The organism is Chryseobacterium salivictor (assembly GCF_004359195.1).
Lineage (GTDB): Bacteria > Bacteroidota > Bacteroidia > Flavobacteriales > Weeksellaceae > Kaistella > Kaistella salivictor.
Genome location: NZ_CP037954.1, coordinates 2,884,799 through 2,898,713, shown reverse-complemented (window position 1 = coordinate 2,898,713; position 13,915 = coordinate 2,884,799). Strand labels below are relative to the sequence as shown.

The window sequence follows — 13,915 nt, the reverse complement described above, 5'->3', positions numbered from 1 at the left end:
AAGTTAATTTTTTTGATTGTAGGACTGTATTTTTTATTTCCGGTGCGAATAACCCAGACTTGTCTTTGCCGAATCGATGACAATCTTTTTTTCTTCGAAAATTTCTTCCATCACGCGGTGGTACTCTTCAAACTGATGAATATTAATATGTCCCGCTCCTAGAATAACATACAGTCTTGTCCGTTCAGGATTTATTTCCGACAGATCGACCGCTGTGCGGAGTGGAACCAATCGGTCATCGCTCCCATGAATAATCTTAATCGGACAGCGTACATTTTTTAAATATTGAAAAGTCGGAATATTATAACGTAGAAAGGGTTTCGCCGGCATAAAAGGGAGATAACGGTGAATGGTCCGCAACAGGGAATAAAGTGGTGAGGTCAGAATTAACAGCCGTGGATTGTTTTTCGACGCAAGCCGTGCTGCAAAACCGGAACCCAGTGAGCGGCCGTACACCACAATTTTATCTTCGCTGAATTCTTTTTTAGCAATATTATAAATGAACTGAGAGTCCCGTTTCATCGCTTCTACAGTCCTTTTTCCTGTGCTTTTTCCGAAACCGCGATAATCCATCATGATGACTTCGTAACCCAATCTGGTGAAATCGATGGCGAATTTTCCCCAACCTTTGATGCTTTTTGTATTTCCTTTCAGATAAAGAACAACGCCTTTGGGCGAATCAACCTGAAAATGCAGGTAATTAATTTTGGCACTGGGCTCGGGTTCTACCGTCTTTTCTTCTGCCTTTAAATTGTCGTAGGCAAATTTAAAATCGGGAGGAAGTTTTTCAGGCTGAAAGAAAAATTTATGTTGAAAAAAATAAATAAAAATCCCGAGTACGAGAATAACCACCGCAATGATGGCAACAGCCAGGTAGATATCTATTTTTATATTCATAACATAAAAGTAGATAAATTTAATTCAAAAAACAGAAAAGAAAGTGGTAAAAAATCAAAGAAAGTTTTTAAATACCAACCATTTATCCTGATAAAATTTAGAAATCTGGCTGTTCTGGCGGAGTTTTACCGTTTGGGGAATCTGGGCATAAAATGAAAAATGTGCCCTGATTACCGCCCAGAAATGCGATATTCCGTTTTTGTAACCCAGGTAAATCCCGGCAAATCCGTCTAAAACCAAACGGAATGGAATCAGCCAAAGTAAGTTAGAAAGTGGAGTGTTCTTCAAAATCATCGAAAAATTATTCCGGATATTTAAAAAAGTTTTCTGCGGACTTTGTTTATTTAATGTTCCGCCGCCGACATGGTAAACCGTTGATTTTCCTGTATAGAAAATTTTCCTGCCAGAGTTTTTTAAACGCCAGCACAAGTCAATTTCTTCCTGATGCGCAAAGAATCTTGCATCGAAACCATTTTGTGACCAGAAATCTTTTGACCGAATAAAAAAGCAACATCCGGAAGCCCAGAAGATTTCAACTTCGTCATTATATTGTCCGTGATCTTCCTCGATATTTTCAAAAATTCTGCCCCGGCAGTATGGATAGCCGAGATTATCGATCAAACCGCCGCCCGCTCCTGCAAATTCAAAATAATTTCTTCGGTTATAGTCAAGGATTTTCGGTTGAACGGCCGCAATATTTTCATCATTTTTAAAAATAGTTAAAACCGGGATTATCCAGTTTTCAGTCACTTCGACATCAGAATTTAAAAGACAATAAAACTCGTGGTCAATATGTTTTAATCCTTCATTATAGCCTCCTGCAAAACCGTAATTTTTTTCGTTCTGTATGATGGTAACCCGCGGAAAATTTTTCTTTAAAAAAGACACGGAATCATCGCCCGAAGCGTTGTCGATGACATAAATATCAGCGTTTTCAGAATGCCGGATGACGTTGGGAAGAAACTGTTCTAACCAATTTTTACCGTTCCAGTTGAGTATGACGATTGCTAAATCCAATTGATAAAGGCTAATAATTTTAAAGAATTTGAAATTTATTCCTCCATGACTTTTATGGCTTGTTGGTATTTCCATTTTCTGTGGGACCAGAGATAATTGTCGGGTCTTTTATTAATGGTGTTTTCCAACAGATGATGAAATTTTTTCACGACTTCATGCTCAACGAATTTTTCTCCGTCAGGCCTAATCCGGTAATAATTAACCTGATAGAATCCGCGCTTTACTTTTTTCATTTCACAATACACAAAAGCCAGATCCATTCTCAGTGAAAGTTTATCATAACCTACAAAAACGGGCGTTTTCTGATTCAGGAAATTTAAACCGTAGGTTATTTCTGAAACATGGGGTGTTTGGTCTGCAACAAACATATAAACCGAATTGCCGTCATTAGGATTTCTGAAAATATGACGAATAACTTCTTTCGCTTCTAAAGGTTGATTTCCGAACCGGTTCCGAAGACCTTTTATTTTATCTTCCCAAAAGCCGCTCTGCACTTTACGGTAAACAGGAAAACTGTTTTCTTGGGGAATGATTGTCGCCAGTACATTGAACCATTCCCAATTAAAAACATGGCCCGCCAATAGAATAACGTTTTTATTTTCGGATTTGGCTTCATGAAAAACATCCTGATTAAGATGCTGAATCCTTACCCGCAATTCATTAGAAGAAATGGTAAATGATTTAAAGGTTTCTACGATATAATCACAGAAATTGAAGTAAAATTTTTTCTCTATTTTTTTAAGTTCTTCCGGTGATTTTGTGGGAAAAGAATTATGTAGATTTTCCAGTACTGCTTTTCGTCTATAGCCCACAACATAGTAGATCACAAAAAACATGAAATCTGAAAACACATACAAAACCCGGAGCGGAAGTTTTGAAAAAAGCAGGATTATTTTAAAAATAAAATTCATAAAGATTTGCAAATTTAGCGATAATAAACTTTATGATTGGTTCTGTTTTTGTTAATTTGCAGGGAATAAAAATTTAAATACAATGATTAATGTTAATTTGAAGATTTTTGCAGTGGCATCATTACTGATTACTTCCTTGGCATGTTCTCAGAAAACTGAAAATGTTAAGGTAAAAGAAGTTGCTTCTGACAAGACGCTTCTTGTAGAATCAGACAGTACGGCCATTCTGGAAGCCAAGAAAAAAGCTGCAGCCGCAGAAAAAGCAAAACTTCCAAAACCTTATAATGATAAGGAAAATGCAGAAGCTAAAATTGCCGAGTTGGTAAAACAGGCTCAGACAGAGAACAAAAACATTATTTTGCAGGCCGGTGGAAACTGGTGTATTTGGTGCTTAAGGTTCAATCAGTTTGTACAAACAACGCCAGAACTGAAAAATATTGTCGATGAAAATTATCTCTATTATCATTTGAATTACTCGCCGGAAAATAAAAATGAAAAAGTTTTTGCCCAGTATGGCAAGCCGGGCGAAAAATTCGGTTATCCGGTTTTCGTGGTTTTAGATAAGGATGGTAAACAGATTCATACACAGGACAGTGCAGTATTAGAAGAGGGAAAAGGGTATAGCTTAGAAAAAGTAAAAGCGTTTTTTACCGAATGGGCGCCAAAATCATAAAATAAGAAAGTCCTGTCAAAATGACGGGACTTTTTTACTACATTATTAAAAATTAATTTTTACTGTAAAAGAGGCAAAAATGCATTTAGAAAAAGAAAGAATTCCTAAATCAAATGCTTATGTAAACTGCTTTTGCAAAGTTTTCAATTACTTAGGGAAGTGTTTTTTCTTTTATCATTTCTGTGCTAGAAATTACGGTGATTAATGCTATAAAAGTTTCTTAATCCAGGTCAGTTTTTTATCGGTGTATGGTGGATATTTTAAGTCCGGTTCGCCCCAGGTTGCTCTGTTTAGAATGGCTTTCTGGTGAGAAAATGCTTCAAAACCGAATTTGCCGTGATAGTTTCCGATTCCCGAATTTCCGACGCCGCCAAAAGGCAGATAATCATTGCTTAAATGCATTACGACATCATTGATGCAACCACCACCGAAAGATATTTTGGAAATAAAATGTTCCTTCTCCTCAGAATTGTCCGTAAACAGATAGGCAGAAAGCGGTTTTTCGTGCGCAGCGATTTGAAGCAGAGCCTCATTGAAATTTTTAAAAGTTAAAACGGGAAGGATAGGTCCGAAAATTTCCTCCTTCATTACGGCGTCGTCCCATGTAACATTATGCATGATGGTAGGCTCAATAAATTTTTGCGCTGAGTCCGAATTACCACCGAAAAATACTTTTTCTTTATCAATTAATTTCACCAATCGGTCGAAATTCTTTTCGTTAATGATTCTGGTATAATGTTCAGATTCGGGTTGATAATTAAATTTTTGGATATATGATTTTAAAGAATCCAGGAAGCTGTCTTTTACTTTTTCATCGACTAAAATATAATCGGGTGCGACACAGGTTTGCCCTGCATTCAGGAATTTTCCCCAAACGATTCTTTTGGCCGCCACTTCGAAATTAGTACTGGAAGTCACAATGGCCGGACTTTTTCCGCCCAGCTCCAAAGTTACGGGAGTTAAATGCCTGGCTGCAGCTTCGTAAACGATTTGCCCGACTTTCGGGCTGCCGGTGAAAAATATCTTATCGAATTTCAGTTTCAGAATTTCCGTAATTTCTTCTACACCACCTTCTACAACATATAAATATTCTTTCGGGAAATTCTCATTAATGATTTGAGCCATCGCATGCATCGAATGTGCTGCTATTTCGCTGGGTTTCAAAATACAGGTGTTACCGGCTGCTAAAGCCGCAACCATCGGTGACAGTGAAAGCTGATATGGATAATTCCATGCGCCAATAACCAAAGTACATCCTAAAGGTTCCGCATACACTTTGCTGGATCCCAGTTGATTAGCGAGATTGGTGTGTGCGCTTTTTGGTTTTGCTAAAGAATTCAGATTTGTCAGATAATAATCAATGTCTTTCAAAACGAACGAAATTTCAGTTGAATAAGTGTCAAACCTGGATTTACCGAAATCTTTGTAGATGGCTTCATATAATAAATCCTCATTTTTCAGGATGACTTCTTTTAGCTTCTCCAGATACATTTTTCGGAATTTCAGATTTTTGCTTTTCTGACTGTCAAATAATTCCCGCTGTTCGGTTAAAATATCTTTGAAATTCATTACTTTTAATTATTAATTTAATTGTAGTTTAGATTTTGTTATTGACAGTTTAGGCAATAATCAGTATTTAATGAAATTGAGCAACAATTATCAATCCAAACAAATTTACCTTAAATAAATAATATCTTTAAAAAATGGATTTTAAAAATAAAATAGTTCTCATCACAGGCGGCTGCTCCGGAATCGGAAAGATTATGGCCAGAAAATCATTGGAAAGAGGTTGCTCTAAATTGATAATCTGGGACATTAATGAAGACGGTTTAAGTAGAACAAAAGACGAATTCTCCAAGTTGGGCGGTGAAGTTTTCACTTTTAAAGTTGATGTCTCTAACCTGGATGAAATCAAAATTAATGCTCAAAGGGTAAGAACTGAAGTCGGTTCTGTGGATATTCTGATTAACAATGCAGGAATTGTGGTCGGTAAATATTTTCATGAACACACGCACGATCAGATTCAAAAAAGTATGTTGATTAATTCGAATGCTCTGATGCATATTACGTTAGAATTTCTTCCCGGTATGATATCGAAGAATTCTGGTTCCGTTTGCAATATAGCTTCTTCGGCCGGATTGATTTCCAATCCAAAAATGTCTGTTTATGCTGCTTCAAAATGGGCAGTAATCGGTTGGGGCGACAGCGTACGTTTGGAAATGGAACAGTTAAAGAAAAATGTCAGGGTAACCACGATTATGCCATTCTTTATCAATACAGGAATGTTTGACGGGGTGAAATCCAAAGTACTTCCCATTCTGGAGCCTGAAAAAACTTCAGAAAGGATAATTAAAGCCATTGAAAATGAAACGAAAATGTTGGCAATGCCACTTCCATACTGGTTTATTCGTCTTTCGCAAGGTCTTTTACCAATCCCGGCATTTGACTGGGTGATGGAAAATGTTTTTGGAATTTATGACACGATGAAGGAATTTACAGGCCGAAAATAAGTTTTAGACCTCAATATTTTTTCTTAAATTTGTGCAAGTAAAAAGTAAAAGAAAGAATGAATTCCTACAAAAACCCTCTTGAAGAACGCTATTCAAGTGAGGAAATGCTCTATAATTTCTCGCCGAACAACAAGTTCAGAAACTGGCGGAAATTATGGATTGCCCTTGCCGAAATCGAAAAAGATTTAGGGCTTGACATTTCCGATGAGCAGATCGCTCAACTTAAAGAAAATTCCGAAGAAATCGACTACGAAAAAGCAGCGATATACGAGAAGAAATTCCGTCATGACGTGATGGCGCATGTTCACACGTATGGCGATGTTGCTCCTTTAGCAAAAGGAATTATTCACCTCGGTGCCACTTCGGCTTTTGTTGGTGATAATACCGATTTAATTCAGATCCGAGATGGACTTTTGTTGATCAGAAAACAATTGGTGAATGTGATGAAAAATCTGGCTGATTTTGCCATTCAATATAAGGATCTGCCAACTCTAGGTTTTACACATTATCAACCAGCACAATTAACCACCGTTGGAAAACGTGCCACTTTGTGGTTACAGTCTTTAATTTTAGATTTCGAAGAATTAGAATTTTTCTTAGAAACTTTAAGATTTCGTGGCGTTAAAGGAACAACAGGAACTGCCGCAAGTTTCTTAGAGTTATTTAATGGTGATTATTCCAAAGTAAAGCATCTGGATAAAGAACTTTCAAAGCGTTTTGGTTTTGACAAGGTTTTCGGCGTTTCCGGACAGACTTACGACCGAAAAATTGATGCAAAAGTTGTTGCCTTACTTTCCAATATTGCACAATCTGCCCATAAATTCACCAATGATTTACGTCTGCTTCAGAATTTAAAAGAAATTGAAGAACCTTTCGAGAAAAACCAGATTGGTTCGTCTGCGATGGCATATAAAAGAAATCCGATGCGTTCCGAAAGAATCGGTGCTTTGGCAAAATTCGTGATGTCATTGTCTACAAGTTCAGCAATGGTCGCTTCTACACAATGGTTTGAAAGAACTTTGGATGATTCTGCGAACAAGAGATTGACTATTCCACAAGCGTTTCTTTCAGTTGATGCGATTCTGATGATTTGGAACAATATCATGAACGGAATTGTGGTTTACGAAAACAGAATCCAGAAACATATTATGGAAGAACTTCCGTTTATGGCCACCGAATATATTATTATGGAAGAAGTGAAAGCCGGCGGTGACCGTCAGGAAATTCACGAAACGATTCGGGTTCATTCCATGGAAGCCTCAAAAAAGGTAAAAGAAGAAGGAAAAGAAAATGATCTGCTCGAAAGAATTTTAAATGATCATTCCTTAAAACTGGATAAATCGAAATTAATGGAAGTGCTCGATCCGAAAAACTTCATTGGTTTCGCGCCAATCCAAACCGAGGAGTTTATTGAAAATGAGGTAAAGCCGATCTTAGAAAAGTACGCCGAATTAATCGGGTTAAAAGCCGACCTTAAAGTATAAAAATTAATGCAGTCTTTCTTGGCTGCATTTTTTTTAGTGATTTTTTCCAATAAATTGAAATTGACAAAGTCCCATCGGGACGATTTAATAAAGGATAGGATGTAATCCTGTTATAAAAAATGAAAAAAAGAATCTTCGTAGAAAAAAAAGGAATTTTCGATGTTGAAAGTCCGCAGGTTTTTAATGAAATCAAAAATATCGTGCCTAATATTAAAGAGGTCAAAGTCTATAATATTTATGATGTCTTTGGGGTTAATGATAATGAGTTTTCAAAAGTCATCAACAGTACTTTTGTAGATCCCGTGACCGATATTTTACATGAAGAAAATCCCGCGGGAAGTCTTCATTTCGCCACCGAATTTTTGCCCGGACAATATGATCAGCGTGCAGATTCAGCGCAGCAATGTATTGCTTTACTCACTGAAAATGAAAATGGAAAAGTGAGAAGTGGGAAAGTCATCGAATTGTTTGGGGTTGCTGAATCAGATGTTGAAACTATTAAAAATCATTTCATTAATAAAGTTGAATCGCAGGTTAAGGATTTGTCGAAATTAGAAATTCCGGCAGAAGAAACGCCGGATCCTGTTATTGTTCATGAAGGTTTCAATGATTTTTCTGCAGAAGAATTAAAAGAATTTTATGACCATCACGGTTTTGCTTTAGATATTGATGATTTAGAATTTATTCAAACTTATTTTAAATCAGAAAACAGGAATCCTACTGAAACGGAACTTAAAGTTCTGGATACGTATTGGAGTGACCATTGCCGACATACCACTTTCGAAACAGAACTGACTGATATTCAGTTTAATGATTCTTTTGAATCGACTTTACAGACTATTTTTAATGATTATATTGAGAAAAGAAAATTCTTAGGCAGGGAATTGAAACCTATTTCACTAATGGATTTGGCTACGGTTTGCGCCAGGTATTTCCACAAAACCGGAAAACTGGAGAATCTGGTAGTTTCCGACGAAATAAATGCCTGTACCATTGAAATCGAAGCCGAATTCGACGGAAAAAAAGAGCCATGGTATTTGCTGTTTAAAAATGAAACACATAATCATCCGACCGAAATTGAACCTTTTGGTGGTGCTTCAACCTGTTTAGGTGGCGCAATCCGTGATCCTTTGTCTGGGCGTGCTTTCGTTTATCAGGCGATGCGTTTATCCGGAGCGGCCAATGTTTTAGAACCGATTTCTGAAACTTTAGCAGGGAAACTTCCGCAAAGAACGATTACGAAACAGGCTGCGAACGGTTATTCTTCTTACGGAAACCAAATTGGTTTAGCCACAACTTCGGTGAATGAAATTTACCACGACGGTTACAAAGCAAAACGGATGGAAGTTGGTTTCGTCGTAGGTGCCGTGAAAAAAGATTGGGTCAAAAGAGAACAGCCTCAAAATGGAGATCTCGTGATTTTATTAGGTGGCGCAACCGGTAGAGATGGAGTTGGCGGTGCAAGCGGAAGTTCAAAAGTTCAGGACGAAACCTCAATTCATACTTTATCCACCGAAGTTCAGAAAGGAAATGCAGTTGAAGAACGTAAAATTCAGAGACTTTTCAGAAATCCTGAAGTCACGACTTTAATTAAAAAATCAAACGATTTTGGTGCTGGCGGAGTTTCGGTTGCGATTGGTGAAATTGCTGATTCACTGGAAATTAACCTCGATATTCTCCCTTTAAAATATGAAGGTTTAAATGGAACTGAACTCGCGATTTCTGAATCTCAGGAAAGAATGGCGGTCGTTATTGAAGCAAAAGACAAAGAAAGATTCATCAGTTTCTGTGAAAAGGAAAATATAAAAGCCGTAGAAGTTGCGAAAGTAACCGATTCCGGCAGAATGCAGATGTTCTGGCAGGGAAATAAAATTGTTGATTTAAGCCGCGAATTTTTAGATACCAATGGTTGTGCGAAAACACAGGATGCTGAAGTGTCGCATCTTCAACCGATTGAAAATGAGAGGATAGAATTTAACGAAGAAAACTTTTTGAAGATTCTTTCCGGCAAAAATGTTGCTTCCCAAAAAGGTTTGGCAGAAATGTTCGATGCTTCAGTTGGCGGAACGACGGTTGCGATGCCGTTTGGCGGAAAACACCAGTTGACTGAAATGGAAGGAAGTGTACAGACTTTACCGATTTTAAACGCTAAAAACATCGAAACCGTCTCATTGGCAAGTTGGGGATTCGACGCCGATATATCATCTCAGAACTCCCTGGTTGGCGCTGCAAATGCCGTCGTTGAAAGTGTTGCCAAGATCGTCGCCATGGGTGGAGATTACAAAAATATTCGTTTGAGTTTTCAGGAGTATTTTGAAAAGCTCGGAAACAATCCGCAGAAGTGGGGGAAACCTTTGGCTTCTTTGCTTGGAGCGTACGATGCGCAGATGAATTTCGAACTGGCTGCGATTGGCGGTAAAGATTCCATGAGTGGAAGTTTCCAGGATATTCACGTTCCTCCGACCTTGATTTCTTTTGCCTGTGCGAACGGAGAAAAGGCAACTATCATTTCACCTGAGTTTAAAAAAGCGGGAAATAAACTGTATTTATTCCAACATATTTCGCAAGAAAATGGAATGCCGAATTATGGAGATTTGAAACGTATTTTTGATTTCATATTTGAAAATATCAAGGCCAAAAAGATTGTTTCAGTGAAGACCATTAAAGAAGGTGGAGTTGCGGTTGCGTTGGCAAAAATGAGTTTTGGAAATCATCTTGGAGCAGAAATTAAAGCAGATGAAAATTTGCTTTTAACCAAGAATATCGGAAGTTTAATTATAGAAAGTTCGGAGGTTTTAGAAAATGATTTACTTCAAGTTATTGGTGAAGTTAATTGTTCTTATAGTTTGAAAATCAGTAGTTTTAACTTCGATATCAAAAAATTACTTGAAGTATGGAAAGGAACTTTTGAAGAACTTTTTCCAACGACGGAAAAAAATAAAATGGTGGTTGAAATTGATTCAAAACTGAATTCAATTCAGCCAAGAACGATTCATATCCTCAAACATCAATTGGCAAAACCGAAAGTTTTTGCACCGATTTTTCCGGGAACGAATTGCGAATATGAAACTCAAAATGCCTTTAGAAAAGAAGGTGCTGAAGTTTCAGGTTTGCCGTTAATCAATCTGAATCATCAGCTTTTAAATGAAAGTTTAGAGGCATGGATTTCTGAAATTAACCGGTCTCAGATTTTGGTTTTATCCGGAGGTTTTTCAGCCGGCGATGAACCAGATGGCTCTGCAAAATTCATTGTCAATGTTTTGAAAAATGAGAAAATGAAAAACGCAGTTCATCAATTATTGGAGAGAGACGGAATGATTCTCGGAATCTGTAACGGTTTCCAGGCATTGGTGAAATCAGGTTTGTTGCCTTACGGTGAGATTCGGGATTTAGATGCAGATTCGCCGACTTTAGCACATAACGCAATTGGTCGTCATATTTCTCAAATGATCGATGTGAAAGTGATCAATGATGATTCGCCCTGGTTAAAAGGAATGAAAAATCAGGTATATACCATTCCGATTTCGCACGGTGAAGGTCGGTTTATGGCATCGGAAAATGTCATTAAAGAATTATACGAAAACGGTCAGATTGCTACACAATACATTGATTTTGATGGAAACATTGCCCACGGAATGCCGTTTAACCCAAATAATTCACTGTTCGGAATTGAAGGTTTAACTTCTAAGTCCGGGAAAATATTCGGAAGAATGGGACATCCGGAGCGTTTTTCTGAAGGTTTGATGAAAAATATTCCAACTGCGAATTATCATAATATTTTTAAAAATGGAGTTGAATACTTTAAATAGTTTTCTGAAAATGTAAGTTTTTAACCGCAAAAGGCAAAAGAGAAATCAAAAAATGGATTCTCAAAATAATGCGAAAAGTAAAAAATGTAATCCATAAGCATTTTGCATTCTTTTGAATTGGTTTTTAAAATGAAACTTTTGCATCTTTTGCGGTTAAAAAAAATTGAGCAGGGTTTGAAATAGCTTCAACTATTATTATTATTATTATTTAAGAAAAGCAGTTTTTAATTATAAGTCATTTTGCTTATATTGAATACATATTAGTGAATTAGCTTATATTCTGAACTCAGTTTTAACAAAACATTATAAGGTGTTTGCCTTATAATTTGAATTTATAAGGAATAATGCTTATATTTGAATCATGATTGCAATTATTACCGGTGATATTATTAATTCTCAAAAGTCCGATTCTGAGTTGTGGCTCCCAAAACTGAAGGAGTTGTTGGAATCATGGTCAGCGGCGCCTGAGAACTGGGAAATATACCGGGGTGATGAATTTCAGTTAAAATGCAGCGTTGATGAAGTATTTCGCAAGGCGTTACTGTTGAAATCGCTTATCAGAACTTTTGAAAATTTAGATGTACGTCTGGCAATCGGCATCGGAAACGAAGTATTTCGGTCTGAAAAAATTACAGAATCAAACGGTTCGGCTTATGTGAATTCGGGAAGATTACTCACTGAAATAAAATCTCAGGGAAAAACACTGTCGATACAAACCGAAAATGACAAAGTAAACCGCGATTTAAATATTCTTTTCAAATGGGCTTCCCTCGATTTTGACAGTTGGACTGCAGCAACTGCGGAGATTATTCATCAGCTTCTCCGAAATTCAGAGTTGACTCAGGAAGAGCTCGCAAGAGAATTAAATATCACGCAGTCATCAGTAAGTCAAAGGGTTAAAAGAGCTAATTTCGAATTATTACAGGAAACCGATCAATTCTTCAGAAAGAAAATATCAGAATTATAAATGATTTTCATTCCTCTCATATTGGCCCATTTATTAGGAGATTTTATTCTTCAGCCTAATTTTTGGGTGGCCGATAAAGAGAAAAAAAAGGGTAGAAGTTTTTATTTATATATCCATGTTTTATTGCATGCAGTTCTCGCCCTGATTTTTTTATGGGATTTGAATCTTTGGTGGATTGCTGTAATGATTGGCGTTACCCATTTTTTGATCGATTGGGCAAAACTGCAGTTTCAAAATGCGAAGACCAAAAGAACCTGGTTTTTTATCGATCAGGCTGCCCATCTCTCAGTCATCGGAATACTGTCGGTTTTTTATTTTCCTTATTTCAGATGGGAAGATTTCTTCAACCACGAAACTTTAAAATTGCTTACCGCCTTGGTTTTTCTCACTGTTCCATCTTCTATATTGATTAAAATAATCATATCAATTTGGACGCCGGTTACCATAGAACACAGCAAATTACAAACAGAATCTCTGGTCAATGCCGGAAAATATATTGGTATTCTCGAGCGGCTTTTGGTCTTCGTATTCATTTTGGTCAATCATTGGGAAGGCGTAGGTTTTATGATCGCCGCAAAGTCGGTTTTCAGGTTCAGTGATTTGGCCGAAGCAAAACAGAGAAAACTCACAGAGTATGTATTAATAGGAACTTTGCTGAGTTTTGGCATCGCAGTTCTTACGGGAATTTTGATAAAAATTTAAAATAAAAGGTATATTAATTAGGAGGTTTTTAACCGCAAAAGAAACAAAAGATTTCAAGGTTATAAGTTGTTCAAAAGCGGACAAAATATAAGTTTAACATTTTGCAATCTTTTGTAATTTTTTTTCAAACATCTCTTTTGTGGCTTTTGCGGTAATAAAAGAAGGGTTTTGTTCAAGACTAAAAAGTAAAAAATAAATCAATAAAAAGTAAAAAATGACAAAAGGAGCAATGCTTTATGAAGGAAAGGCAAAGCAGGTTTTCGAAACCGATAATCCAAACGAGGTGATTGTCCGTTTCAAAGATGATGCAACCGCTTTCAATGCACAGAAAAAAGGGAGTGTGGACTTAAAAGGTGAAATGAACAACGCGATTACCACGTTGATTTTCGATTATTTAAACCACAAAGGAATTCCGACTCACTTTATTAAAAAATTAGACGAGAGAGAACAGCTTGTAAAGAAAGTACACATCATTCCTCTGGAAATGGTGGTTCGCAATTACTCTGCCGGAAGTATGGCACAGAGATTAGGCGTGGAAGAAGGAATTAAATCCCCAGTGACCATTTTCGATATCTGTTATAAAAGAGATGATCTTGGAGATCCTTTAATAAACGACCATCACGCGGTTTTCCTCGGTGCTGCGACTTACGATGAACTCGATGAAATGTATGAACTGTCGTCAGATATTAATGATATTCTGATTGAACTTTTTGATCAGATGAACATCATACTGGTAGATTTCAAAATTGAACTGGGGAAAGATTCCCATGGCAAAATAATTTTAGCCGACGAAATCTCACCGGATACCTGCAGGCTTTGGGATAAAGATACGATGAAGAAACTTGACAAAGACCGTTTCAGACGCGATTTGGGAGAAGTAACCGAAGCGTATGTGGAGATCTATGAAAGATTGAAAAAAGTATTAAACAAATAAAAATCATTGAA

General features: G+C 36.9%; 11 protein-coding genes. 7 read left to right on the top strand and 4 right to left on the bottom strand.

Annotated elements, in window-relative coordinates; all coding sequences use genetic code 11:
• Positions 1 to 33: 33 nt before the first annotated feature.
• The 3 genes from NBC122_RS13185 to NBC122_RS13175 are packed head-to-tail and all read right to left on the bottom strand — an operon-like array spanning position 34 to position 2,825.
• The gene (locus tag NBC122_RS13185) at positions 34 to 897 is read right to left on the bottom strand and encodes an alpha/beta hydrolase (protein ID WP_246012380.1); all 864 of its coding nucleotides are present in this window, start codon (positions 895 to 897) and stop codon (positions 34 to 36) included.
• Between the two features lie 54 nt (positions 898 to 951).
• Positions 952 to 1,914 carry a glycosyltransferase family 2 protein gene (locus NBC122_RS13180; protein WP_133441132.1) on the bottom strand — a complete coding sequence of 321 codons (963 nt, stop codon included), beginning with the start codon at positions 1,912 to 1,914 and terminating at the stop codon, positions 952 to 954.
• Between the two features lie 35 nt (positions 1,915 to 1,949).
• Entirely contained in the window at positions 1,950 to 2,825 is an 876-nt protein-coding gene (locus tag NBC122_RS13175; protein ID WP_165983222.1) for a lysophospholipid acyltransferase family protein, read from the bottom strand.
• An 82-nt stretch (positions 2,826 to 2,907) separates the two neighbouring features.
• Here NBC122_RS13175 and NBC122_RS13170 point away from each other — a divergent pair, with 82 nt between their 5' ends.
• Positions 2,908 to 3,498 carry a thioredoxin family protein gene (locus tag NBC122_RS13170; RefSeq protein ID WP_133440819.1) on the top strand — a complete coding sequence of 197 codons (591 nt, stop codon included), beginning with the start codon at positions 2,908 to 2,910 and terminating at the stop codon, positions 3,496 to 3,498.
• A 207-nt stretch (positions 3,499 to 3,705) separates the two neighbouring features.
• Here NBC122_RS13170 and NBC122_RS13165 read toward each other — a convergent pair whose 3' ends face one another.
• Positions 3,706 to 5,067 (bottom strand): aldehyde dehydrogenase, encoded by a 1,362-nt coding sequence (locus NBC122_RS13165; RefSeq protein WP_133440818.1) that lies wholly within the window; start codon positions 5,065 to 5,067, stop codon positions 3,706 to 3,708.
• 134 nt (positions 5,068 to 5,201) lie between these two features.
• Between NBC122_RS13165 and NBC122_RS13160 the strand changes: the two genes are divergently transcribed.
• The 6 genes from NBC122_RS13160 to purC all read left to right on the top strand — a co-directional run bounded on the left by NBC122_RS13160 (position 5,202) and on the right by purC (position 13,904).
• Positions 5,202 to 6,008: an SDR family oxidoreductase gene (locus NBC122_RS13160; RefSeq protein ID WP_133440817.1), complete on the top strand. Its 807-nt coding sequence runs from the start codon at positions 5,202 to 5,204 to the stop codon at positions 6,006 to 6,008.
• Between the two features lie 56 nt (positions 6,009 to 6,064).
• Positions 6,065 to 7,492 (top strand): adenylosuccinate lyase, encoded by a 1,428-nt coding sequence (gene purB, locus NBC122_RS13155; protein WP_133440816.1) that lies wholly within the window; start codon positions 6,065 to 6,067, stop codon positions 7,490 to 7,492.
• Positions 7,493 to 7,611: 119 nt separating this feature from the next.
• On the top strand, positions 7,612 to 11,301 hold the full coding sequence (locus NBC122_RS13150; protein ID WP_133440815.1) for a phosphoribosylformylglycinamidine synthase: 3,690 nt from the start codon (positions 7,612 to 7,614) through the stop codon (positions 11,299 to 11,301).
• A gap of 361 nt (positions 11,302 to 11,662) precedes the next feature.
• Positions 11,663 to 12,268 (top strand): SatD family protein, encoded by a 606-nt coding sequence (locus tag NBC122_RS13145; protein ID WP_133440814.1) that lies wholly within the window; start codon positions 11,663 to 11,665, stop codon positions 12,266 to 12,268.
• The gene (locus NBC122_RS13140; protein WP_133440813.1) at positions 12,269 to 12,970 is read left to right on the top strand and encodes a DUF3307 domain-containing protein; all 702 of its coding nucleotides are present in this window, start codon (positions 12,269 to 12,271) and stop codon (positions 12,968 to 12,970) included.
• Positions 12,971 to 13,184: 214 nt separating this feature from the next.
• On the top strand, positions 13,185 to 13,904 hold the full coding sequence (gene purC, locus NBC122_RS13135) for a phosphoribosylaminoimidazolesuccinocarboxamide synthase (RefSeq protein ID WP_133440812.1): 720 nt from the start codon (positions 13,185 to 13,187) through the stop codon (positions 13,902 to 13,904).
• The last annotated feature ends 11 nt before the right edge of the window (positions 13,905 to 13,915 follow it).

Bases quoted from the DNA above. Each gene is read 5' to 3' on its own strand.
- NBC122_RS13185 (WP_246012380.1), bottom strand. From the start codon at position 897: ATGAATATAAAAATAGATATCTACCTGGCTGTTGCCATCATTGCGGTG.
- NBC122_RS13175 (WP_165983222.1), bottom strand. From the start codon at position 2,825: ATGAATTTTATTTTTAAAATAATCCTGCTTTTTTCAAAACTTCCGCTC.
- NBC122_RS13170 (WP_133440819.1), top strand. From the start codon at position 2,908: ATGATTAATGTTAATTTGAAGATTTTTGCAGTGGCATCATTACTGATT.
- NBC122_RS13165 (WP_133440818.1), bottom strand. From the start codon at position 5,067: ATGAATTTCAAAGATATTTTAACCGAACAGCGGGAATTATTTGACAGT.
- NBC122_RS13160 (WP_133440817.1), top strand. From the start codon at position 5,202: ATGGATTTTAAAAATAAAATAGTTCTCATCACAGGCGGCTGCTCCGGA.
- purB (WP_133440816.1), top strand. From the start codon at position 6,065: ATGAATTCCTACAAAAACCCTCTTGAAGAACGCTATTCAAGTGAGGAA.
- NBC122_RS13150 (WP_133440815.1), top strand. From the start codon at position 7,612: ATGAAAAAAAGAATCTTCGTAGAAAAAAAAGGAATTTTCGATGTTGAA.
- NBC122_RS13145 (WP_133440814.1), top strand. From the start codon at position 11,663: ATGATTGCAATTATTACCGGTGATATTATTAATTCTCAAAAGTCCGAT.
- NBC122_RS13140 (WP_133440813.1), top strand. From the start codon at position 12,269: ATGATTTTCATTCCTCTCATATTGGCCCATTTATTAGGAGATTTTATT.
- purC (WP_133440812.1), top strand. From the start codon at position 13,185: ATGACAAAAGGAGCAATGCTTTATGAAGGAAAGGCAAAGCAGGTTTTC.